This window comes from Pseudomonas sp. CLCA07 (assembly GCF_053615335.1).
Genome location: NZ_CM132131.1, coordinates 6,374,668 through 6,398,288, shown reverse-complemented (window position 1 = coordinate 6,398,288; position 23,621 = coordinate 6,374,668). Strand labels below are relative to the sequence as shown.

The 23,621-nt window shown below is 55.9% G+C and carries 19 protein-coding genes and 3 pseudogenes; 9 read left to right on the top strand and 13 right to left on the bottom strand.

Going from position 1 to position 23,621, the window contains the following annotated elements; genetic code table 11:
• Positions 1 to 125 precede the first annotated feature (125 nt).
• From ACWGZX_RS29295 to ACWGZX_RS29250, 10 genes are all read right to left on the bottom strand, one after another.
• Positions 126 to 869, bottom strand: coding sequence for an SDR family NAD(P)-dependent oxidoreductase (locus ACWGZX_RS29295; protein ID WP_452626582.1), 744 nt, complete (start codon positions 867 to 869; stop codon positions 126 to 128).
• 110 nt (positions 870 to 979) lie between these two features.
• Positions 980 to 1,483 carry a nitrous oxide reductase accessory protein NosL gene (locus tag ACWGZX_RS29290; protein WP_222586758.1) on the bottom strand — a complete coding sequence of 168 codons (504 nt, stop codon included), beginning with the start codon at positions 1,481 to 1,483 and terminating at the stop codon, positions 980 to 982.
• A 32-nt stretch (positions 1,484 to 1,515) separates the two neighbouring features.
• The gene (locus ACWGZX_RS29285; RefSeq protein WP_222586759.1) at positions 1,516 to 2,346 is read right to left on the bottom strand and encodes an ABC transporter permease; all 831 of its coding nucleotides are present in this window, start codon (positions 2,344 to 2,346) and stop codon (positions 1,516 to 1,518) included.
• Positions 2,343 to 3,266 carry an ABC transporter ATP-binding protein gene (locus ACWGZX_RS29280; RefSeq protein WP_046027240.1) on the bottom strand — a complete coding sequence of 308 codons (924 nt, stop codon included), beginning with the start codon at positions 3,264 to 3,266 and terminating at the stop codon, positions 2,343 to 2,345. Before ACWGZX_RS29280 ends, ACWGZX_RS29285 begins: the two co-directional genes overlap by 4 nt.
• Positions 3,263 to 4,552, bottom strand: a complete 1,290-nt coding sequence (locus tag ACWGZX_RS29275) for a nitrous oxide reductase family maturation protein NosD (protein WP_046027239.1) — start codon at positions 4,550 to 4,552, stop codon at positions 3,263 to 3,265. Before ACWGZX_RS29275 ends, ACWGZX_RS29280 begins: the two co-directional genes overlap by 4 nt.
• A 26-nt stretch (positions 4,553 to 4,578) precedes the next feature.
• Entirely contained in the window at positions 4,579 to 6,501 is a 1,923-nt protein-coding gene (gene nosZ / locus ACWGZX_RS29270; RefSeq protein ID WP_409201523.1) for a TAT-dependent nitrous-oxide reductase, read from the bottom strand.
• Positions 6,502 to 6,554: 53 nt separating this feature from the next.
• Complete coding sequence (gene nosR / locus ACWGZX_RS29265) at positions 6,555 to 8,735, bottom strand: transcriptional regulator NosR (protein WP_046027237.1); 2,181 nt, start codon at positions 8,733 to 8,735, stop codon at positions 6,555 to 6,557.
• Positions 8,736 to 8,833: 98 nt separating this feature from the next.
• Positions 8,834 to 10,222 carry an oxygen-independent coproporphyrinogen III oxidase gene (gene hemN, locus ACWGZX_RS29260; protein WP_046027236.1) on the bottom strand — a complete coding sequence of 463 codons (1,389 nt, stop codon included), beginning with the start codon at positions 10,220 to 10,222 and terminating at the stop codon, positions 8,834 to 8,836.
• Between the two features lie 22 nt (positions 10,223 to 10,244).
• Positions 10,245 to 11,588, bottom strand: coding sequence for an oxygen-independent coproporphyrinogen III oxidase (locus tag ACWGZX_RS29255; protein WP_046027235.1), 1,344 nt, complete (start codon positions 11,586 to 11,588; stop codon positions 10,245 to 10,247).
• Between the two features lie 116 nt (positions 11,589 to 11,704).
• Complete coding sequence (locus ACWGZX_RS29250; RefSeq protein WP_046027234.1) at positions 11,705 to 12,148, bottom strand: CopD family copper resistance protein; 444 nt, start codon at positions 12,146 to 12,148, stop codon at positions 11,705 to 11,707.
• Between the two features lie 319 nt (positions 12,149 to 12,467).
• On the opposite strand from ACWGZX_RS29250, the gene napE reads away from it, so the two are divergent.
• The 5 genes from napE to ACWGZX_RS29225 are packed head-to-tail and all read left to right on the top strand — an operon-like array spanning position 12,468 to position 16,538.
• Positions 12,468 to 12,635 (top strand): periplasmic nitrate reductase, NapE protein, encoded by a 168-nt coding sequence (gene napE, locus ACWGZX_RS29245; RefSeq protein ID WP_046027232.1) that lies wholly within the window; start codon positions 12,468 to 12,470, stop codon positions 12,633 to 12,635.
• A gap of 38 nt (positions 12,636 to 12,673) precedes the next feature.
• Positions 12,674 to 12,934, top strand: coding sequence for a chaperone NapD (locus ACWGZX_RS29240; protein WP_046027231.1), 261 nt, complete (start codon positions 12,674 to 12,676; stop codon positions 12,932 to 12,934).
• Positions 12,931 to 15,435: a nitrate reductase catalytic subunit NapA gene (gene napA / locus ACWGZX_RS29235; protein ID WP_046027230.1), complete on the top strand. Its 2,505-nt coding sequence runs from the start codon at positions 12,931 to 12,933 to the stop codon at positions 15,433 to 15,435. Before ACWGZX_RS29240 ends, napA begins: the two co-directional genes overlap by 4 nt.
• Before the next feature lie 11 nt (positions 15,436 to 15,446).
• Positions 15,447 to 15,932 carry a nitrate reductase cytochrome c-type subunit gene (locus ACWGZX_RS29230; RefSeq protein ID WP_046027229.1) on the top strand — a complete coding sequence of 162 codons (486 nt, stop codon included), beginning with the start codon at positions 15,447 to 15,449 and terminating at the stop codon, positions 15,930 to 15,932.
• Positions 15,933 to 15,941: 9 nt separating this feature from the next.
• Positions 15,942 to 16,538: a cytochrome c3 family protein gene (locus tag ACWGZX_RS29225; RefSeq protein ID WP_046027228.1), complete on the top strand. Its 597-nt coding sequence runs from the start codon at positions 15,942 to 15,944 to the stop codon at positions 16,536 to 16,538.
• A 173-nt stretch (positions 16,539 to 16,711) separates the two neighbouring features.
• On the opposite strand, the pseudogene ACWGZX_RS29220 reads toward ACWGZX_RS29225, so the two are convergent.
• Together ACWGZX_RS29220 and ACWGZX_RS29215 are read right to left on the bottom strand one after the other, a co-directional pair.
• Positions 16,712 to 17,199: pseudogene (locus tag ACWGZX_RS29220) on the bottom strand (iron-containing alcohol dehydrogenase); the annotation flags it as partial.
• Between the two features lie 221 nt (positions 17,200 to 17,420).
• Positions 17,421 to 18,289 (bottom strand): annotated as a pseudogene (locus tag ACWGZX_RS29215) (DNA-binding protein).
• Between the two features lie 113 nt (positions 18,290 to 18,402).
• Here ACWGZX_RS29215 and ACWGZX_RS29210 point away from each other — a divergent pair.
• Both ACWGZX_RS29210 and ACWGZX_RS29205 read left to right on the top strand, forming a co-directional pair.
• Positions 18,403 to 18,770: pseudogene (locus ACWGZX_RS29210) on the top strand (integrase); the annotation flags it as partial.
• Between the two features lie 500 nt (positions 18,771 to 19,270).
• Positions 19,271 to 19,717 (top strand): DNA-binding protein, encoded by a 447-nt coding sequence (locus tag ACWGZX_RS29205; protein ID WP_218473720.1) that lies wholly within the window; start codon positions 19,271 to 19,273, stop codon positions 19,715 to 19,717.
• On the opposite strand, the gene ACWGZX_RS29200 is transcribed toward ACWGZX_RS29205, so the two are convergent.
• Entirely contained in the window at positions 19,714 to 20,592 is an 879-nt protein-coding gene (locus ACWGZX_RS29200; RefSeq protein WP_452626581.1) for a hypothetical protein, read from the bottom strand. The two genes, ACWGZX_RS29205 and ACWGZX_RS29200, sit on opposite strands and share 4 nt — an antisense overlap.
• Before the next feature lie 293 nt (positions 20,593 to 20,885).
• Here ACWGZX_RS29200 and ACWGZX_RS29195 point away from each other — a divergent pair, with 293 nt between their 5' ends.
• Both ACWGZX_RS29195 and ACWGZX_RS29190 read left to right on the top strand, forming a co-directional pair.
• A complete protein-coding gene (locus ACWGZX_RS29195; RefSeq protein ID WP_452626580.1) occupies positions 20,886 to 22,733 on the top strand; it encodes a Mu transposase C-terminal domain-containing protein in 1,848 nt (615 codons plus the stop codon).
• Between the two features lie 73 nt (positions 22,734 to 22,806).
• Positions 22,807 to 23,616 carry a TniB family NTP-binding protein gene (locus tag ACWGZX_RS29190; protein ID WP_218473725.1) on the top strand — a complete coding sequence of 270 codons (810 nt, stop codon included), beginning with the start codon at positions 22,807 to 22,809 and terminating at the stop codon, positions 23,614 to 23,616.
• The last annotated feature ends 5 nt before the right edge of the window (positions 23,617 to 23,621 follow it).

Here is a 23,621-nt window from a genome sequence, read left to right as displayed (position 1 = left end):
TGGGGCGCGCAGCGCCCCTACAATCCGTCACTGGGTACATTCAGATTAAACGCAGGCGCTGGTTTTACGACTGCTACGCAGCCGATCGGGAGCAAGCTCCCTCGCCACAGGTTTGTCTTCGCCCTTTAACCCAAGGTGTATCCGTTATCGACTTTCCAGTCCTGCCCGTAAACACCCCGAGCACCCTGCGACAGCTGAAAAACAATCACATTGGCCACTGCCGCCGCATCGAGAAAATGCCCCGGCAACAGACGTTTACCAAGCGTGTCTGCAACATCGCCAAGCTCCCCCTCGCTCAACCCCAAGTGATCCCACATCGAGGTAGCCGTCGGCCCCGGCGAGACCAGATTAATGCGCACATCAAAACTCGCAAATTCCACCGCCAGCGTCCGCGCCTGAGCCGCCAGCGCAGCCTTGCTGGCAATGCACGCAGCCAACCCCGGAAAGCTCGAACCGGTCAGAAAACTCCCGACAAACACCACCGAAGCCGGGCTCGCCAATTCACCCCGCAACGCCGCCAGCGTATTCAACGCCCCGGCACCGTTGACCGCCCACTGGCGCTGAAAGGCCTGCATATCCAGGCTGTCAGCCATTTCGGCAATCCCCGCGTTAGGCACCAGATAGTCCACGGGGCCAATCGCCGCAGCGCGCTCGGCCAGCTCGCGCAGGTCTTGCTGATTCGTGACGTCCCCGGCAAACCATTGCAACCGTTCGCCGTAGATCTGCTGCAACGCCGGCAGTTCACCCAGGGTCCGTGACATCGCCAGCACCTTGACGCCGCGCGGTAACAGCGCGGCGCACAGTGCCAGGCCAATCCCGGAGCTGGCACCCGTGACCACCGCCAAACGATCCTGAAACTCGGTTTTCATCATTTACTCCTGGGCATCACGGATGCCAAGCACTGGGGACATAGCGAGCCCCTATCTTTGAGCAGATGAAGAAATACCGACTTGACGGCGATCAGATTTTCTCGACGGCGTTAGTGTTGCTGCAACAGCGCCGGAGTGATCTCGCTGAAGCGCAGCAAGCGACCGCCCTGTTCAGCGGCAAGCTTTTCAGCGGCCTCACGACTGGAGAACGACGCCAGCACCACGCCCATGGCGCCTTTGAGTTGGGTGCCGACCACGTAAAACGCGTCTTTGGCATCGATCAGGTGCGCGTCATCCGGCGCGTTCCACGGGCTGCGGCCCATGTCGTGGACATACAGTTTGGCATTGCCATGATGATTTTCCGGCTGCAACCACCAACCGATCATTTCTGCCGTGGAGCAGAACTTCTTGACCCCGTTCGGCTCGACGACTTCGCCCTTGGGTCCGGGGAATCCGTTGATGATCATCCCGCAGACGTGGCATTCATCACTGGGATGAAAGGCTGCGGCCGCATTGCTGTAGGTGGCTTGCGCCGGGTTGTCACAGGCCGTCAGAAACAGGCACATCATCAGGCCCGCCACCGCGCGCATCGTCGTCAGATAAAACGTATTCATCGTCAACTGCTCCTAAAAACCAAAGTGAAAATTCATGTCGCCCGGCGACGAAACAACAGCCAGGCCGAGCCCAATGGCGCCGCCACCCACAGCGACAGGCACAGCCAGAGCATCGAGCCCGGCATCGGCAAATCGCTGCCCAGGGTCAGCACACCCGTGGTGCCCGCGCCGGGCTCAAAACCGGAGAGGTTGATCAAGCGGTAGATGTCAGCGGGATTGAGCAGCAGCAACCAGGGCAGCACTTTGGGGTTGAACTGCCCTTCGCTGAGCACCAACAGCGCCAGCAGTGCCAGGTCGAACACCAGCACAAAGAAGAACCAGACACCCAACGCCAGCCCGGCCGCCGTGGATTTTTCGGCCGACACACTGCTCAGCACATAGGCCAGTCCCAGAAAGCCCCAACCCAGCAACGTCGACGACGCCATGAACCGGCCAAAAGCCCAGAGCAGCAGGCTCAGTTCGACATCGTCCACCAGCACCGCGATGGCCAGCATGGCGCAGCCGAAACCGATCAGTGTCGCCAGCGCCAGGATCAACCCGTGGCCGACAAACTTGCCCAGCAAAATCTGCCCGCGACCCAACGGGTACGTCAGCAACAGCAGCAACGTGCCGCTTTCGTCCTCGCCGACGATGGCGTCATAGGCCAACAGCAACGCAATCAACGGCATCAAAAACGTTGCCAGACTGGCGAGGCTGGCGATAGTGGCCGGCACCGAGGTGAAACCCAATTGCCCGGAAGCCGCGGCGCCCAGCCACGCGATGCCGATGGCCAGCACCGCGAACAACACACTGATCGCCAACAACCAGCGATTGCGCAAACCATCACTGAATTCCTTGCGAGCCATGTTCCAGACAGCGTTCATACGGCCTCCCCGATCGGCGCCGCACCGGCCCGGCTCATGTAGTAGCGGTAAATATCTTCCAGCGATGGCTGATGGATTTCCACGTCGGCCGGTTCGTCTTCATTGAACAGTTGGCGCAACAGCCCCACCTTGCTGCTATTGAGCGCGGCCACTTCAAGCCCTTCGACGCCCCAGCGCTCGGTGACGTGCCCGGCGTTGTTCCAGCGTTGCTGCAAGGGCCCGGCGTGCTTGAGGCCGTTGGCGCGAATCAGCGTCGGCAATCCGGCTTCCTCACGCAAACTGCGCAGACTGCCGAGGGCCAGCAGGCGGCCCTGGGTCAGAATCGCGGCGCGGTTGATGTGCGCCTCGACGCCCGGCAACACGTGGGAGCAAAGAATGATGCTGGTGCCCTGGCTGCGCAGGCGATCGAGCAGCCGATACAGGTCCTGGGTCGCGATGGGATCGAGGCCGACCGTCGGTTCGTCGAGCAACAACAAACGCGGCTCGCCGAGCAGCGCTTGCGCCAGCCCCAGGCGTTGACGCATGCCTTTGGAGTAGGTCTTGACCCGTCGATGCGCCGCACCGGCCAGGCCGACTTCCTCCAGCAGTTCGTCCACTTGAGAGAACGCGGCGCCTTTGAGTCGCGCGAAATGGCGCAAGGTCTCAACACCGCTCAGTTGCGGGTAAAACGTGACGTTTTCCGGTAGATAACCGAGCAAGCGCCGCACGTGGGGATCACTGGGTAAACGGCCGAACACCCTGACCTGCCCTTCGCTGGGCTGGAGCAGGCCAAGCACCAGTTTCATGCTGGTGGTCTTGCCCGCGCCGTTGTGCCCGAACAAGCCCAGCACTTCACCTTCCGCCAGGCTGAGGTTGAGCTTATGCAACACCGTGGCGTGCCCATAACGCTGGCTGACGCCTTCGATATCGATGACGTTCATGAGGTGGGCTCCTGGATCAGGGTTTGAGTGGATGACTTCATCAGCGGATGGCTGTCCAGCACCCCCGGCGATTTCATCACCGGAAAGGCCCGTTGCACCCAGCGCAGCAACTCGATGCCGGGGCTGTTCATCAACAGCCGCACTTGCGGGTACAGCCACAGCAGACGGTCAACGTTGTCATTGGGTTCGTAGGCGATATCGCCGAGGCCGTCGTTGTTGCGGTCCCAGCCCAGGTAATCGCTCCAGTAATTGCCCCGGCCATCCGCTGACCATTCCTGCAAGCGGGTGGCGACGTATTTGACCTGCCGCTGGTTGCCGACAAAAGCGTTGTCGGCGATACGGTTATCTTCCGAGCCGGCGGTGAGGTGGATGCCCACGGCGCTGTGCTCGAAGTGGTTGTGTTCGATGCTGTTGAACAGCGAGTTGTAGATGAACAGCGCCTTGCCCTCGGCACCGCTGATCATGCTGTCGCCGGTCGAGCCGTCGCGCACGTCAGTGACGAAGTTGTCACGCAAGGTTGAATAAGTGATGTAGTTCATCAGGATCCCGTAGTTCTGATCCTGTTCGGAGCGATTGCCGATCACCGTGAGCTTGCGGCTTTGCATCAAGGCATAGCCAGTGCGGGTGCGGCGGGTGATATTGCCGATCAGTTGGTTATCGTTGGCGAACATGTAATGCACGCCGTAGCGCAGGTCTTCCAGGGTATTGCCCTGCAGCAGGTTGCCGTTAGAGGTGTCGATGTAGATGCCATCGCGGGTGTCGCGCACCTGGTTGCCAATGACCTTGGCGCCATGCACCGCATACAGATGAATGCCGTTGCCACGATCCTGCGAGCGCATTGTCGGATCACCCTGAATGCGATTGTCGATCAGGCTTACATCCTGAGTGCCGTCGACCCAGATACCGAAACCCTGGCCTTGCAGGCGGTTGCCTTTAATCACCGCGCCATGGGCCTTGGGCTGGATGAACAACGCCGCATTCATGGCGGTGAGGTCGTGCCCCCAGTCCAGAAACGTGCAACCCTCGATACCGACATCCGGCGCACTGATGATCAAGCCGTTGCCCTGCCCCTCGCCCTGAAATACCGCGCCCGGCTCGCAGACAATCTGCATCGGTTGATCGACACTGAACGAGCCACGGTATTCCCCCGCCGGCAGGTGCCAGCGTTGCTCGGCGTCCACCGTCAACGGCAACGTGGTGATGGGTTGCACCGCCAGCGCGCTGCCGGACATCAGCAGGAGCGCAAGCGCAATGACCTTCACCGGGTTTCCCTTGCTATCAGTCATTGCTTGGCTCCTGTCGATGGGCAATGTCAGGCCTTCTCGACCTTCATGCGGCCGACCATTTCCATGTGCAGCGCATGGCAGAACCAGCTGCAGTAGTACCAGTGCAGGCCAGCCTTGTCGGCGGTGAAGGTGATCGAGGACGTCTGCTGCGGGCTGATTTCCATGCTCGCGCCATGGTTGGTCATGACAAAGCCGTGGGTCACGTCTTCAATCTGGTCGATGTTGGTGATGGTCACCGTGACTTCGTTGCCCTGCTTGACGGTGAATTCCGGCAGGCCGTAGGCCGGGGCCATCGAGGTCATGTAGACGCGGACTTTGTTACCGTCGCGGATGACCTTGTTATCGGTTTCCAGTTTGATCCCGTCTTTGGCGGCGATGACCACGGTTTCGGCAAAAAACGGGTCGTTACGGTCCCAGATTTTTTTGGTCTTGATCTGGTCACGACGGGCCATGACGCAATCGTGGGGTTCGGCGAACGCCGGACCGTCGTGCACCAGTTTCATTTCTTCGCCAGAGATGTCGATCAACTGATCGTTTTCCGGATGCAGCGGGCCGGTCGGCAGGAAGCGGTCTTTGGAAAACTTGCTGAGCACCATCAGCCATTGGCCGTCGGCCTCACGGGTTTCGGTCAGCGACGCATGGTTGTGGCCCGGCTGGTACTGCACGTCGAGTTTCTGCTTGATGTAGTTGACCTTCTCGCCGGTGTAAGCGCGAATCGCCTCCTCGACGTTCCACTTCACCACCTGGCTGTCAATAAACAGCGTGGTGTAGGCATTACCGCGGCCGTCGTAGGTGGTGTGCAGCGGGCCCAGACCCAGTTCCGGCTCGCCGACCACCGCGTCACGCGGGTCCTTGAGTTTGTCGTCGAACAGATCATCCAGCTTCGCAGTGGCGATGATCGTGCAAGTGGGCGAGAGTTTGCCGGCGGCAATGAAGTACTTGCCATCGGGCGTCATGTTGATCCCGTGGGGGTTCTTCGGCACCGGGATGTAACGCGTGAACGCGCTGTCCTTGCCCTCGTTTTTGCGGCCGTCAACCACCGGGACTTTGGAGCCGTCCAAGGTGATGAACTTGCCAGCCTTGATCGCCGCTTCGATGCGCTCGATGTTGAACACCACCACCCAGTCGCGCTCATTGCGCATCATGCCGCCCAGGTCGTAGGCCTTCTCCGAGTTGTAGCAGGTCGACGCCGCGTACTTGCCGGTGTAGTCGGCGTCGGTGTTATCCAGGTTGCCGTCGACAATGACCTGGAACGCCATCTCCATTTTCTCGGCATCGATGGCGTTGAACATGGTGTAGCTGTTCTTGTCCTGCAGGTCGAAGGTGCTGCCGTCATTGGGGTGCGGTATGACGAATTCGGCATTGGCGAACACGTACTTCGTGTGCGGCACCTTTTGCAGGCGCAGGCCATGAACCGCCTGCACATTGGGCACGGTGAGCATCTTGTCGCACTTCATGATGTCCAGACGGATACGCGCGACGCGGCTGTTGGCCTTGTCGTTGATGAACAGGTACTTGCCGTCGTACTTGCCGTCGACCATGGACAAATGCGGGTGGTGGCAGTCGCCATTCTGGAAATGGGCGCTGTCGCCCATGATCCGTTTGCTTTCGTTGGTCAGGCCCCAGCCGGTGGCTGAATCGACGTTGAACACCGGGATGCGCAACAACTCACGCATCGACGGAATGCCCATGATCCGCACTTCACCCTGATGGCCGCCGCTCCAGAAACCGTAGTACTGATCCAGTTCGCCCGGCCCGACGTGGGTTTTCAGTTGCGCGTCCTTGGCCGCCGCCGCCCAGGTCTCACGGGTGAAGACCGCGCCACCGATGGCCGTGGCACCGGCCAGTACCGCGCCGGTTAACGCACTGGTGCCCAGGAAGCCGCGACGACTGAAGCCGGTCGTTTCCGGCACTTCAGTGGTTTTTTTGGATTCTGTGTCGTTCATCAGGTGTTTTCCTTGAAGGGATAAAAACGGTCACTGCGGACAGGCGCTCGCGGGGTTCATTCCAGAGCGGTCACTTCCACGACAGGTATCAGTTGCACAACGGCGGGGGCCGCTTTGCCGCGCTTCTTGCGCTTGTTGATCAGCGGCGGGCATTTGTTGTCGTTCTGGTAAGTCATCTGGCAATCGAGGCAGTAGTGGCACTCGTTGGCATTGATCCGGCCGTCGGGATGAATCGCCTGGATCTCGCATTCCTTGGCGCACAGTTGGCAAGGCGTACCGCAGTCCTTGCGGCGTTTGAGCCAGTCGAACAGGCGAAAGTTGCTCGGAATCGCCAGCGCTGCACCCAACGGGCAGATGTAGCGGCAATAGACTTTGCGCGTGAAGAGGTTGATGACCAGCAGCGCCACGGCGTAGAGCACGAACCACCACTGGCGGTCGAACCTGAGGGTGATGGCGGTCTTGAACGGCTCCACCTCGGCGAACAGCTCGGCGGTGGACATCGACTCCAGAGAGATGCCGAACAGCAGCAGCAAAATGATGTATTTAATCGCCCACAAGCGCTCATGCACCGCGAACGGCAATTCGTATTGAGGGATTTTCAGCTTGCGTGCGGCCTCGTTGATCAACTCTTGCAAGGCGCCGAACGGGCACAGCCAGCCGCAGAACACACCGCGGCCCCACAGCAGGATGCTCGCTGCAGTGAAGACCCAGAGCATGAAGATCAGCGGATCAGTGAGAAACAGCTCCCAGCGAAAGTGCTCGAATAGCGCATGCACAAAGGTCAGGACATTGACCACCGACAACTGCCCCAGCGCATACCAGCCAAGAAACACCACGGTAAAGACCAGGTAACCGCGACGCAGCCAGTGCAGAAAATGCGGCCGGCGGGTGAACTTATCCTGCAAAAACAGGATCGCCGTCAGCAGCAGCAACGCGGTGCCGAGTACGGCGATCTGGAAGTGTTTCTGGTACCAGATGTTCAACCACATTGGCCGACTGGCTTCCTCGAGGGCGGCCAGTTCTTCGGCGCTGGGCAGTGGCCGTTCAAGGTAGGGCTCGGGCAATTGATAGGCCAGTTCGAAGCTGCTGAACGTGCCGCTGACCGGGCCGGTCTGGCGACGTACCAATAGCTCAAGAGACCAGGGCGATCCCGGATCGAACTTCGCCGGTTCGCGCACAATGAAAATCGACATCTCAGTGAATTCCGGCATGCCCTTGGCAAACACGTCGGAAAGCCGCTGATGGTCCATGTCGCGAAAGCTGATGACGTTGCCGAACTGACGCAATTGCACCCGATCGAAAATCCCGCCGCGCACATACCCCGAGCCCTTATAGGAAAACAGCCCACGACCCAGCACCGCGATGGCCTGCTCGCCGGGCTTGAGGTCTTGCATGAGGAAGCGATATTGATTGTCGCCCAGCAGCGCGCGGCCGATGGTCGGCGGATTCAGGTCGGCGGTGTACAGCTCGATAAAGGTCTCATCCACCTGATCGGCGGGCGCATTGTCGAGACCTTCAGCTTCGGTACCCTTGAAGGCGGCATCGACCTGGCCACGGGTCAGGTTCAAGCGGCGGATGGCTCCGTTGCCGGTCAGTTGTTCCCAGGTGGCAGGCTCGAAATAGTCCTGGCGCACGATGGCGGGCTTGCGCGCCACACCGGCCGAGTCCTCGACCAGCTTGAGCGATACGGCCACTTCATGGGCGGCGCGCATGATGACCTCGTTCACTACCATGGCGGTGACCGTTGCACCGGCGATGGCATCGACTGTGACGGCGTTCGGGTCGCTGGAATGGCCGACGACGACCCGCTGACTGACCTTGATGCCTTTGTACTTGGCGCTGAAGCCGTGAAGTTTTGCCTCAGGAATGCCAATCAACAGAATCGGCTCGTGGTGCTCCAGCACATAGGCATCCTGAATCGTGCCGGTCGTGTCGAGAATCACTTGGGTGTTGATCGGTTTGCCCGAGTAGGCCGGAATATCCACCACGTCCAGGCTCTGGAACACATAACCGATGACCTTGCCGGCGGCGGACAGTGTGCGCACCTTGAACCGGCCTTCGGGGGCGGAAACGGAATCGGTCTGAGGGAAGGTTTTCTCGATGCGCTGCTGCTCGATGTCGCCGTACTGCTTGGCTTGCACCGCCTCGAAGGTGGCGAGCATCAGTGTCAGCATGACCACCAGCCCGACGCCCCAGGCGCGCAGGTTGCCGTGTATCGAAGGCTGATGGATTGTCATGGGCTCGCTGATACGAAAGGGCTTTCGGTCATGTTAGGGAGCGTTGCGCCCCCTGCCCTTGATTGAGATCAACTTGAGTCCATTGAGCACACGCTGCCTCAAACCGTGCGTGAAAACTGACCTTTTTGCTCACCACCCAGATAGGCGTCAAACGCCATCGCGGCACTGCGCATCATCAAATGCCCTCGTGGCAACAGCACCAATTCGTCGCGGTGAATCTGCAGCAACCCATCGCGCACATGCTCGCCCAGCTGCGCCAGCGCCTCGGCAAAATACTCGGTGAAGCGAATGCCATGCCGCGCCTCATACTTGTCGAACGCGATACGTCCATGGCACATCAGGTCGCTGATCACCTCGCGGCGCAGCAGGTCGTCGGCGTTCAAGCGGTAACCGCGATGCACCGGCAACAACCCTTGATCGATACGCGCGTAGTACTGCGAAAGCTCTTTGACGCTTTGGCTGTAGCTGTCGCCGACCTTGCCGATCGACGACACCCCTAGGCCGATCAAATCGCAGTCGGCATGGGTGGAATAGCCCTGAAAGTTACGCTGCAGGGTGCCATTGGCCCGAGCCAGCGCCAGCTCGTCCTCCGGCAAGGCGAAATGATCCATGCCTATATAGACGTAACCGGCCTCGGTCAGACGGCGGATGGTCAGCTCGAGCAATTCCAGCTTGCGCTCGGGTGGCGGCATGTCGGCGGGGCGAATCAGCCGTTGCGCGCGGACCATCTCCGGCAAATGCGCGTAGCTGTAGGCGGCAATCCGGTCCGGGCGCAGCGCGATGATCTTGGTGAGGGTGACGTCGAAACTCTGTACGGTTTGCAGAGGCAGACCGTAGATAAGGTCGACGCTGATCGACTTGAATTGCGCTTCACGCGCCGCCGCGACCAGCGCATAAATCTGCTCCTCACTTTGGAGGCGATTGACCGCCGCCTGCACGTCGGGGTCGAAATCCTGCACGCCGAAGCTCAGGCGGTTGAAGCCCAACTGGCGCAACGATTGAATCTGCTCGGTGCTGATGGTGCGCGGGTCGACCTCGATGGAAAACTCATGGTCATCGCTGTCATCCATGTTGAACGCCTGGTGCAGGCAGTCCATCAGGTCTGCCAGCTGCTCGCTGGTCAAATAGGTCGGCGTACCGCCCCCCAGGTGCAACTGAGTGAGTTTGCGCGCGCCCTCGAACAAGGCCGCCTGCATCGCGATTTCACGCTTGAGGTACTTCAGGTACTCAACGGCGCGATGGGCTTTCTGGGTAATGATTTTGTTGCAGGCGCAGTAGTAACAAAGGCTTTTGCAGAACGGAATGTGGATGTACACAGACAACGGTTTCGGCGCGGCCACCTGATTGCTGTCACGGGCAGCACGCTGATAGTCGTCAACGGCAAACGCCTGATGAAACTGGGGGGCCGTGGGGTAAGAGGTATAGCGCGGCCCCGGGCGGTCGTATTTTTCGACTAGGGCGCGATTGAAATCAAATGTCGTGTTCATGATCGATCAACTCGCAATGGGGTTAATGCTTCGCACCGCCCAAATCCTTTTCAAACAGGTTGCAGATGGCATCCACTTCCGGCCGACCGGCGGGAAGGATGCTGATGAAACGGTCTGATAATTCGATCAACCCGTCCCGACTCAATTGCTCCAGCAATGGCCAGACGGTGGAGAAGTACTTTGAAAAAACCAGACCATAGCGCCGCTCGATGGCGCGGATATCCAGCTCCTGATCACAGGCCAGACGCTCCATGACCATTTGCTTGATCTGATCCCCCGCCTCGAAGCGCCAGCCTCGACACGTCGGCAATTGCCGCATGTCCAGTTGCTGCTGATAGCGTTCAATCTCGTCGGTGTTTTGCGTGTACAAATCGTCGATCTGGCTGATGGCGCCCAAGCCAAATCCAACATGATCGCAATAGCCATGACGGGAGAAGCCCTCACAGGTACGGCGTAACCGGCCTCGCTCCTGAGCGACAGCCAGATCATCATCAGGCCGGACAAACTGCCCCAGACCGATGTAGTGATAACCCGCGCAAAGCAATTGTTCGAAACAGATCTGGCGCATCGCGCCTTTATCGTCCTTGCTGCACAGCTCTCTGACTTTGTCACCGAGCACCGGACGATAGCGCCGTGGTGGCCGGGCATAATCGAACACCATCAGCCGGTCCGGCTCCAGCTCGATAATGCTCGCCAGCTTCAGCGCAAAACTGTCAGGCGTCTGCCAGGCATGGCCGAAGCCCAGATCGACGTTGATGGATCGAAAACCAAAGGTGCGCGCGGCATCCATGAGCGACTGGATCGGCGCTGGGTTCTGGTAGCAGGCCACCGATCTGTCACAGTCGGCGTCGATATCCGGCACGCCGATGCTCACATGATTGAATCCCTGGTCACGCAGCAATCCCATGGTCGACCAGTCGGTGTGGTAAAGGTCTACCTCGACGCTATAGTCGCCGCCTTCGTGTTCGAGAAAATTGAACCGGCCACGCAGATGACTCATCAACCGTTGCAGATGGGCAGGCGTGGGTGTTCCACCCCCTAGATGAAACTGCTCGACCCGTTGCTCCGCGCCGAGGTGACAACCGACGAGGTCGATTTCACGTTCCAGATGCTGAAGATATTGCTCAATACCGTTGTGCTCACCAGCGATATCACGCGGGGAACATGAAGACGGCTTGAGACTGGAAGGCAGTTGCACGTTCAGGGACAGCGGACGGCACTTCTGGCGGCTGACGCGCAGTGCACGAAGCAGGTCCAGAGAGCCAATACCGTCATGAAATTTTTGCGTGTCGGCATGACAGTTAGGGTCAAGCACTCCTTGATCGCACCGAGCGATCTCGCCTGGGCTGTGAAATAAATCGAGCATGACGGTCTCCGAGACTGGCTGCGGACTTTCAGTCTCCGGGTTTAACCATCAATGCTCCTTGATTTGCGTCAAGCGCAAGCAAAGTGTCTGCACAACGGACCACCGGTCAGCCCCGATTACCACGTCAGGTAAAACATTCCCTTGGCCAGCAGCACGATAACGACCATGTGGCAGAACAGGCTGCCATGGATGAAGTGCAGGTATCGTGGGCTCATCCGCCCGCTTTTAAACAAAAACATGGCGCCGAGGAAATGCAGCAGCACGCTCACGGCCACCGCGATTTTCAACGCCAGCAGTGTGCCGAACGATGAGGTCAGTGGTGAGGCCAGGGCTGGCAAGTAGCGTAACCAGACCATGCCCAGCCCCGCACCGAACAACACCAGCAGCACCCACGGCATCAGCGAGCGAGCCCGGCGACCGATGCCCTGCTCCACCAGCAGCATCACCCTGGCGGGTAACTGTTTGCGGATGCTTTCCAGGAACAGGACTTCGAAGAACACCGTGCCGATGAAGATCAGCGCGGCAAACAGGTGCAAGGTCAGAATCAGCGGATAGATCATGGTGGTTTCGCCTTGAGTCAAGGCAACCCGTTATGGCACAAGCGCACGGGATGTCGGTCTCTGGAGACTACAGAGCCGTCCGATCCATACGGTTGACATCGATCAAGAAAGCCACAAAACCCATACTCACCGGGCGGCATCATCCAGTTCAGAAGAACATGGGAGGCAAGCCAGGGGGGACGATCACTCAGCATGACAGGACTATTATCGAGCGCGCAGGAGCGATCGTTTTTACCGTTGGTCGAGAGAAATACCTGATAGGCGGCCTGCCTAAACATCGTGACCTAGTATGAACGAAGGTTCGGCTGGAGATTCCCCAATGTCATGGGCTGAAGAACGCAAACCTGAACGCAGCAAGGAAACCCGGCTGTTTCTCTTTCTTGTCGTCTGCCTCTTTCCGTTGCTATCGGTCGCTATCGTCGGCGGCTACGGCTTCATCGTCTGGTTTTTCCAAATGTTGTACGGCCCACCGGGACCACCCAACTGACTAATAGCCTTTTCTTAAAAGCCTGTTGGAGCTTGCACATGGACGACGCCCTGCATATTGCCAGCCTTGTGGTACTTGCCCGACCTGAATTATTCGACGCGGTTAAAGCAAACTTGCGTCTTTTGGACGGTGTGGAACTGCATCAGGAAAGTGCTGCGGGAAAACTGGTGGTGGTACTTGAAGCCTTACACGAAAGCCAAATCCTTCAACGCATTGAACAGATCAACAACTTGCCGGGCGTACTCAACGCCGCGTTGATTTATCACGAACTCCTCGAGCCCGAAGGAGATATCGAATGAGCATGTCCCGCCGAGCATTCGTCAAGGCCCAGGCGGCCGCCATCGCTGCCGCTGCTGCCGGTCTGCCGATTGTGACCTCCTCCAGTAACCTGATTACCGAAGCAGACATGGTCACCTTGGACTGGAACAAGGCGCCCTGCCGTTTCTGTGGCACCGGTTGCAGCGTGATGGTCGCGACCCGGGATAACCGGGTGGTCGCCACCCATGGCGACGTCAAGGCCGAGGTCAACCGTGGCCTGAACTGCGTGAAGGGTTATTTTCTGTCAAAGATCATGTACGGCGTCGACCGCCTGACCCAACCGCTGCTGCGCATGAAGAACGGTCAATACGACAAGCAGGGCGAATTCCAGCCGATCAGTTGGGAGAAAGCCTTCGACATCATGGAATCAAAATTCAAGGAAGCCCTGAAGGCCAAAGGCCCCGAGTCGGTCGGCATGTTCGGTTCCGGGCAATGGACCGTGTGGGAAGGTTATGCCGCCAACAAGCTGATGAAGGGCGGCTTTCGCTGCAATAACATCGACCCCAACGCGCGGCATTGCATGGCCTCGGCGGTGATGGGTTTTATGCGCACCTTTGGCATGGATGAGCCGATGGGTTGCTACGACGACATCGAAGCCACCGACGCCTTCGTGCTTTGGGGCTCGAACATGGCCGAGATGCACCCGGTGCTCTGGAGCCGGGTCACCGATCGGCGCTTGAGCCAGCCTCACGTAAAAGTCGCCGTGCTGTCGACCTTCGAACACCGCAGTTTCGAACTGGCCGACATTCCCATGGTGTTCAAGCCGCAAACCGATCTGATGATCCTTAACTACATCGCCAACCACATCATTGAAAGCGGCGCGGTGAACCAGGACTTCATCAGTAAGCACACCCGGTTTGCCCTGGGCGCCGACGACATCGGCTACGGCCTGCGCCCGGATGACCCGCGGGAAATGAAGGCGAAAAATGCCGCAAAAGCCAACACCTGGACGGACATCTCGTTCGAACAATACGCAGCATTCGTCAAACCCTACACCTTGGAAAAAACCGCCAAAGAGACCGGTGTTCCGGCTCAGCGACTCAAGAACCTGGCCGAGTTGTATGCCGACCCCAAACGTAAAATCGTGTCGTTCTGGACCATGGGTTTCAACCAGCACACCCGTGGCGTCTGGGCCAACAACCTGATCTACAACATCCATCTGCTCACCGGCAAAATCAGCGAGCCGGGCAACAGCCCGTTCTCGTTGACCGGCCAGCCATCGGCCTGCGGAACGGCACGTGAGGTCGGGACGTTTTCCCACCGCTTGCCCGCCGACTTGGTCGTGACCAACCCCAAACACCGCGCCATCGCCGAAAAAATCTGGAATCTGCCCGCCGGCACCATTCAGGAGAAGCCTGGTTTTCACGCGGTTGAACAGAGCCGCATGCTCAAGGATGGCGTACTCAACGTCTACTGGACCCAGGCCAGCAATAATATGCACGCGGGGCCGAACATCATGCAGGAGGTTCTGCCGGGTTGGCGCAACCCGGAAAATTTCGTGATCGTTTCGGATGTCTACCCTACGGTTTCCGCTCAAGCCGCCGACCTGATCCTGCCCAGCGCCATGTGGGTGGAAAAGGAAGGTGCCTTCGGAAACGCCGAGCGGCGTACGCAATTCTGGCACCAGTTAGTGAGCGCGCCAGGGGATGCCAAGTCAGACCTGTGGCAGTTGCTGGAGTTTTCCAAGCGCTTCACCACCGATGAAACCTGGCCCGCGGAATTACTGGCCAAGTCTCCTGAGTACAGGGGCAAAACCCTGTTCGACGTGCTGTTCAAGAACGGCCAGGTTGATCAGTTCCCGATCGAGCAACTGGAAGCCGGATACAAAAACGATGAAGCCAAAGCCTTTGGTTTCTATCTGCAAAAAGGTTTGTTTGAGGAATACGCCCAGTTCGGTCGCGGCCACGGTCACGATCTTGCCACGTTCGACCGCTACCACAGCGAACGGGGCCTACGCTGGCCGGTGGTCGACGGCAAGGAAACCCGCTGGCGTTACCGCGAGGGGCTGGACCCGTACGTAGAGAAAGGCAGCGAAGTGCAGTTTTACGGCTACCCGGACAAGAAGGCGATCATCTTCGCCCTCCCCTACGAGCCGTCGGCCGAAGCACCGGACGCCGATTTCCCGTTCTGGCTGAGCACCGGACGCGTACTCGAACATTGGCACACCGGCACCATGACCCAGCGCGTCGAGGAACTGTACAAAGCGGTGCCGGACGCGCTGGTCTACATGCACCCCGAAGATGCCAAGGCTTTGAAGGCGCGGCGCGGCAGCGAGGTGAAGCTGATCAGTCGGCGCGGGGAAATCCGCGCGCGCATCGAAACCCGCGGGCGTAATAAACCGCCTCAAGGCTTGGTGTTCGTACCATTTTTCGATGCCAACAAGCTGATCAACAAAGTCACGCTGGATGCCACCGATCCGATCTCCAAGCAGACCGATTACAAAAAATGCGCGATACGAATCGAGTTGGTCAGCGTGGCCTGAGGAGAACTGTCATGCCTTTTCGAATCCTGCCGTTGCTCCTGCTCGCTGCGATGGGCGTGGTGATCGCTGCCGAAGTCGGTTACCCGCTCGATGCGCCAGGGCCGGACGGGCGCCGACCCGGCGGTACCTTGACCCAGAGCATGCCGGCCCCGCCCATCGCCGACGAAGAAAACAAGGACCTCAAGCGCGAACGCAACTACCCGGATCAGCCGCCGACCATCCCCCACACTATCCGCGGCTATCAGATCGACAAGAACGGCAACAAGTGCCTGTCCTGTCACAGCAGGGCCAATAGCGCGCGGACCCAGGCGACGATGATCAGCATCACCCACTACATGGACCGCGACGGCCAGGCACTGGCAGCGGTATCACCGCGTCGGTACTTCTGTAACCAATGCCATGTGCCGCAAGCAGACGTGCTGCCGTTGGTGGGAAACAGCTTCGAGACGATCGACAAAATACTGCAAGACGACGCCAACGCCGAACAGAAACCCTGAGGAGGCAACATGAAAGCACTGTTCGCCCTGCTCAAGGATTACTGGGGCATCCTGCGTCGTCCGAGCCTCTACTACAGCCTCGGTTTCCTGACGTTGGGGGGCTTTATTGCCGGGATCATTTTCTGGGGTGGCTTCAACACTGTGCTCGAGCTGAGCAATACCGAGAAGTTCTGCATTTCCTGCCATGAAATGCGTGACAACGTATTCGTCGAGTTGAAGGATACGATTCACTACACCAACCGCTCCGGTGTGCGCGCCAGTTGCCCGGACTGCCACGTCCCTCACGAATGGACACACAAGATCGCGCGCAAGATGCAAGCGTCGAAGGAAGTCTGGGGCAAGATCTTCGGCACCATCGATACCCGCGACAAGTTCCTCACCTTGCGCCGCGAACTGGCCGAACATGAGTGGGCCAGGCTCAAGGCCAACGACTCTCGCGAATGCCGCAACTGCCATAACTTTGAATTCATGGACTTCACTCGCCAAGGAAAGCGGGCCGCGACCATGCACTCGACGTCATTGGCCAGTGGTGAGGCCACCTGCATCGACTGCCATAAGGGCATCGCTCACAGGCTGCCGGATATGAGTGGAGTAAAAGGCTGGTAAATATTTTCTGGTGAGCAGCGTGGAACTTCCCTAAAGTCCTGCTCGCAACTGGATGGATAACGTTCGTATGCGAATCACCTCAATCGGTTGTGGACTCAACCAGTCGATGCAATAGATTGACTAAATCGTTCAGCCACACAAATCTCAGCTTACCGAGATGCAAAAAATCCCTACAGTTGGTGCGCCATGGCGTGGACATAGCCCAGCGAAGCAGTGTTGAAAGCCATGCCGGCAAGAAATTGCGCGCAGGCCATATTTTCCCGGGCTGGCATGTCGTCACCCAGGGCAACGGCAATGCGCGGGTTGGCCGAGATCAATTCCACGACCTTGAGTGCACAGGCATCGGTGCTCGGCGTTGCCGCAGTCGACACATAGGCTTCGATAGCGAGGGTCAGCGCCTCCATGCCGGTGGCAGCGGTGAGTCCTTTGGACATGCCTGCCATCAGCGAAGGATCGTTGGCCGACAACAATGGGTGACGTTACGGTCGACGATGGCCATTTTCGCGTGCCGGACTTCGTCGGTAATGATGCAGAAACGGGTCATTTCACTCGCTGTGCCAGCGGTGGTATTGATCGCGATCAACGGCATCTGTGGCTTGGCGGATTGATCCACGCCTTCGTAATCACTGATGTGCCCGCCGTTGGCGGCGCACAGGGCAATAATCGGTCACACCCTTCACAAGAGCAACAAGGTCCGCTTTGGGTTGTCGATTAGAGTTCTTCGCAACTGGCAGTAATCAAAGCTGCCTATGACCAGGAGCGCTCTGCAAATTTGCGTCCGTGGACGTCTTGGAGCCTGGACGGGAGAAGCGCTGGACTGCCTTTGCTCTGTATAAGGTAGTTCTCATCACGCGATATTGATCGCAGTGGCACCATCATCTGTCAGGGATCGCTCTTCGGCTTGGTTTTTCTGGTGCTCGGCTTACGTTTGGCACCGGGAGCCTGACGCACCTGCGTCAGTTGCTGCTGCAGCGTTTGGGCACGGGCGTGCTGTGCTGCTGCCGATTGCCGAGATTAACTGAGTTCGGTCTGTATCGACTCCAGCCGCCGTTGTAACTGCTCCACGTGTCGCCCGACCTCCTTAAGGTGAGTCACCGAAGCCTTGCCCTCCTCCCGGGCGCGGTCTACCCCGCGGTGCGCGCGATCCTCACTCCACGCACGTAGCTCTCCTGCGCGATGCGCTCCTGCTCGGTCTTGAGCCGCAGCGCCTGCAGATCCTGCTGTAATGTCTGGTTGTGCTGCTGAACTTCACGGCGCTCTCGCAACAAGCTCTCGCGCTGCTGTTGCAGATCCTCGATCTGCAACTGGCGCGGGGACGGCAGCAGTTCCAAATCGTCCAGGCGCATCTCCACTGACTGGCGCCCAGCCAAGGCATCCGCCGCCTGCTGGAGAAATTGCGCCGAGTCCTGACGCGCCTAGTCCTCAACCGCCGCCACCCGTTCGTGTTCTGCGATCAGCACCTGACGTTGCTCCACTAGCGCCTGTTCGGCGACGCCCTGCGCCAGTTGAATCGCCTGTTGCCACACGGCGACAAGGGCCTGCGACACCTCGCTAGGAATTGCTGGCAGACGACTCTGCTAGCTCAGCCGTTCTGCGAGGCGCGCCCACCATTGATCGAGCAGCCCGCCGACCCGCGCCGGGCTGCCGCGGCCCAACTCCAGGCGTACGCGCTCCACCGTCGGCCGTTCGCCACGCGCCAACACCGCGTCCGCCGCGGCAAATACGTCGTGTTCCGGCACCCCTACTGCCATGGCTGATCTCCGGCTATATTAGGTCTGATAATGGAATGTTATCCGACGTTATTTCCGAAGACGGAAATTTCAGTCCGATGACCGTACTCAATATTACCGACCAGTTGGCCTAGATCGACGAAACCCCGCTCGACCCCACATTTCCTCGCACTCAATGCCCAGGAAGCGGCGGCGGCCTTTATCACCGCCGGCACCGCGGCCAACACCGTGCGCAGTTACCGCAGCGCCCTCACCTATTTGCTCGGCCTGGCTGCAACTGCGTTATGGCCAGGCATTGGGCAACGCGCCGCTGCCGCCGGCGGTGGCGATTCAGTTTGTCGTTGACCATCTGGCGCGGCCGCTGGCCGACGGCGGCTGGGCGCTCCTGATACCCCCGTCAATCGACGCGGCACTCGTCACCGCCCGGGTCAAGGCCAGGTTGGGGTCGCTGGCGTTCAACACGGTCAGCCATCGTCTTTCAGTGCTCGGTAAATCGCATCGACACCGATAACATCTCTGACAGATTTCTAAATGCCTAGGGCGTTCGCAAGCGCGGAAAGGTTGCCAGCTAGAGTCTTCTGTTGGGCACGAGGCTGCTAGCATTTAGCTCTGAAAGGTGACTATTAAGATCCTCACGGGTGAAACCCAAACGCGAGATGACTATTACGCGCCTCAAATCAAAGAGCGTACATTTGTTAACAGCTGCCTCGAAACGAGATCAGGGCTTCATCTGCTTAGAGGTGATTCCAGTCATGCGTGGGGTACGCCTGTTAACGGAGGAACCTAAAAAGAGAGGAGATACTGTAATCTGAAACATGCGCGTTACACTACTCCATCAGCAACAGCTAAAAATGCATTACATTAGCCATCACCCAGAACTGGACCAGATGCAAATTTAGTTATCACGACGCTAGGGATCAACGCAGCCCGGATATCGATTCCCACTCGCGCAGAAATGCGCATATGATAAGCTGCTTTTATAATTTTGTAGTGGATTAGGTCATGAAGCCCATTATTAGCGAAGCCTTAGTTAAACGGGCATTAATAAGTTTGGAAAAAAAAGGTGTAAAAGCGACGCTGGAAGCGGTTCGTACAGAAATGGGTAATCACGGTTCAAAAACCACGATAGTTAAACACCTACGAGCTTTAAAATCTAAAGAACTAAATCAATCCGCGGAACGCTCTAAATCTAACGAGGAGATAAACAATGGCCAATTCCAATCTCAGGATTCATCGAGTCTATGGAGTCAGCACAACGATTTCGCTCGCCTGCTAAAAATATTGCACAAATATGGCACTACCAAGGAATACCCAGAACTAATAGACGAGCTCTGCAAAATAATTGCAGACCTGAAACAAGAAAATATTAAGGTAAAAAATGAACTTAGCTCATTAAAATATTTTCAACGACAGGTCATAGATGCATTGAATGTCACGGCAAAAATTTAAACATAGCGATCTAAAACGCAGATTGTTAGCTTCGGACTTTTTTGTAGGAGTTTGTATCGTAGGTCGCGCACTCGTTTATAAATTTTCTTTTCAGGAGATGTTTTGTCGCCGGAACGGAATGCGGCGCGATTATTTATATATTTCATAAATAATTCTCGCTCGGACCAATTGAGGCGCCAGATGGCGCTGCACCACGCCGCCCATGCTGTGGGAGCCTGGCCGGATTGGTACGTCCCATAATCCTCAGAGACAATGCTCCACGATTGAAGTTTTTCCGCACTGATAGATGAACATAATCGTGTAGGGGAAAACGCTTGATTGCTTTCACACCGCACCATCACTACTTCCAATAAAAAATCAGCGAAGGGCTTCCATAACGACTCTAAAATAAGCTGAGCATAGCTCTCAGCTAGCCAATCGGTGATGTATGCAGTCCATATTTCGTATGGTTTTGGAGAAATTATCATGGCCACTAGGAACGTGATGCGATCCAGTACAGGCATCAAGCTCAAGTCATCCCAAAGAACTTTAAAATATAATTTATTTTCTGGATATACCTCCTTCTGGAGCACTTGGTGAATATCAAGGTGAGCACTTGATTCGTCCATAATCATCCAGAATGGATGGTTCAATAAGTCGCGCAATTTCGGCTCTAAATCGATAATTATCGCCAGTTTGTCATGCTGAGGCATTTGGCCTTTTAAAAACATGTCCCATGAGCGCTTCTCTTGCGAACCATGGGCAAGTCCTAGTCTCCGTTCATACCAACGTGACAATTGATAACCATTGGGTTGGATGCCCGCAAGTTCTGTAAGTCTTTCAGCTAAGACCGCTGCTTTCAGCGTCTGCAACAGTGTTTTGTTCTTACGCCCCATTTGAATGCCACTTCCTCATAAAATGCGTGAGTATCATTCTGCAATCCACCGTACCGAATCAAGGCTTTCTTCACGTCGCCAATGCACAAACTTTTTCGTGCTTCAAACCCCTGTATTTATTGAGTTCGGACATGAGAGTCATTTTTTTGTTAGACCCTAGGAATCATGCACGGTCGATCGATAGTATTTCGCCGACGGGACCGGTATCAATGGTGCGGTGAATACAGACCGTACCGTACACATTTAGTGCCGAGCATCAACTTGAAAGGTAAAGGCCCTAAAGGGAGATATTTTTGAGGATCGCAATTGAGTGCGGTCACCTTGTGGTGGCCAATGGTAAGTTATCCGTAGTAATGGAGGTAGGATCGCAGGGAACCGTTACGGTCACTGAATATGGTATTGGGACCGTATCAGTAGTCGATCTCGCGAATATCCAACCTATCCCACAATCTCGCCACAGCGCTGAATACAATAAACGTAACGTAACTCACATAACGGAACGCAGCGCCTCGCAAATGATACTAGCGGGCGAAAGGTCATCCGTTATTGAATTATTTATTAATAAATTACGTACAGCAAAAGACGCCGCGGCATTGTTAGGCGTAAAAAAAAGCGCATTCTATGAACTCGTTAAAAGGTACAGCCCAGACTTAGGCCCCGTCACACTAATAAAAAATAATCCCGGCCCTCAACCAGGCAGTATGCGAACTGATACTGAAACTATACACGTCATTAAAGAATGCTATGACAAACACTATCACGGAAAATCAGCTTCGTACGCAAATGTATGGCGGCAAGTACAAAGTGCATGCCATGCACTTGGGTTGATGTGCCCAAGTCTTGCAACTGTAAAAAAAATAATCAAGAGCATAGATGAAAAAGAAACATTTCTAAAAAAGCACGGCAGTGATGCGACGAATCAGATCTATCAATCTCGCCCTGGAATCGTCTTTACAGACCGCCCTCTTCAAGTAGCACAAATGGACCACACACGAGTAGATTTAATACTTCGCGCAGAACATGATCGCACGCAAGTTATAGGAAGACCTTGGCTCACAGTAATTATAGACGTGCACACGCGCGTCATCCTAGGTTATTACCTGACAATGTTTGCTCCTTCACTTATCTCTGTTCAGCAAGCAATGGGAATGGCAATCCTCCCTAAAAGCAATGGTTATTTTCAGTTAGCTAGTGAATCAAATCATTATCCATACTTTGGTTTTCCCGAAAGATTGTTGATGGATAACGCATCTGAATTTCGATCTCCGATACTTGAAGCTACATTACGCAAATATAAAATAAATCCCGAGTGGCGAATCATTGGCAAAAAGCATATGGGCGGTCATATTGAACGTTTGATCGGGACTTTCATGACCTCTGCAGTGCATTTTCTACCAGGAACTACCTTCTCCAACACACAGCAGCGCGGTGACTATGACAGTGAAAAACATTCTGCTTTAACTTTTAAGGAGTTTTGCACCTGGTTCGCAGGACAAGTGCTTATCTATCACGGCACTGTTCATTCTCAGTTAAAAAAATCCCCAAAAGATGCATGGGAACAGGCATTTCGCGAAAAGCAAATAACTACGCCCGAATTGGTCGTAAATCCGCAAACGCTCTATTTGGATTTCTTACCAGAAAAAATAAAACCCGTGAGAAACAATGGAATAACACTCAATACTAGGCGATATTACACGCCAAAATTAAATCGAGTCCAAGGAAGAGGCAAGGTAATTGTAAAGTTCGATCCGTTTGATTTGACCGTAGTATGGGTCAATATCGAAGGGGTGTATGTGCGAGTTCCGCAAGTGTCTTTAGCTAGTGAGTTTTCAAGTTACGAAGACTACCGCTGCGACCGTGAGTTCAATAAGCAGATACCAGTCGGCACAGTAACTGATGACGACGCACTCAGGCAGATTCGGACCAATAATGCATTGGTAAAAAATAGCCAGCGCGACACACGCAGTGCCAAATTAGCAAAAGCACACCAAGAGGGAGTTATGCATCACAGAGACAGAAATAAGCATGGAATTCCTAACGCCGTGTGGAATGTCCATATTAGCAATTGCGAAGATTCAGTCGCTTCGGAACCGGAAGTAAACTTCTCATTAATCCCCCAACTATTCGACCAAAATGACTAATCAACCAACAGACACAAGCCACGTACGTCAATCCAGACGCCACTTATTAGACCTTTCCACAGAAGAACGACTCATGATATGCCTGCAAGATGTATTCATTGAATACCCCAACGCCCAAGCAATAATGAATGCCATGCACTTTATGCTTCGGACTGAAAACAAGGTTCAAGCACCATGTATGTTGGTATGGGGCAGCGGAGGTTATGGAAAAACAAGCATCATAAATCGCGTAAAAGAATCAAATAAAAATCAAACCGAAAAATTGGTATTTATGAGCTTCAGGCAAAATCCGAATAACTATAATCTCAGGGAGCTTCTATTGGAGGCATTCGGGATGGAGGTAACCAAAAAGTACAGCGGATATAATGCTTCCAAAGAATTTGCGCGTACCGTCGAGCGAAATAATGTCAAGGGGATTGTCATTGATGAAATTCATGACGCTGTAACCTTATCGACAATGCAACAGAAAATTAATCTTTCATTACTAAAAAATTTGTCCGGCGATCAATACAATCTTTGTGTCTTTGCTTTTGGCGTAGACAAGGCCAGCGAAGCTCTCCGTCTAGACCCTCAATTAGAAAGGCGCTACTTGCAATGGCCGTTAGAAAAGTGGAAATTGGATGAAGATTTTAGGGCATTTATTGCCGCGTATGAACGCACTCTTCCATTAAAACTTCCGTCATTCTTGCACAGTCAAGATTTGGCTACTGCAATACTCAAGCACGCGAATGGCGTCATGGATAACGTGGTAAAAATCATTCAGGTATGCGCTGCCGAAGCTATATCGTTAGGGTTAGAAAAGATCACTCTCCCCATTATAGATAATGCTCCATTTTTAGCTGCGAAATATGGAGTTTCTCTATTGCGCCATAAAAAGCGATGAAATTC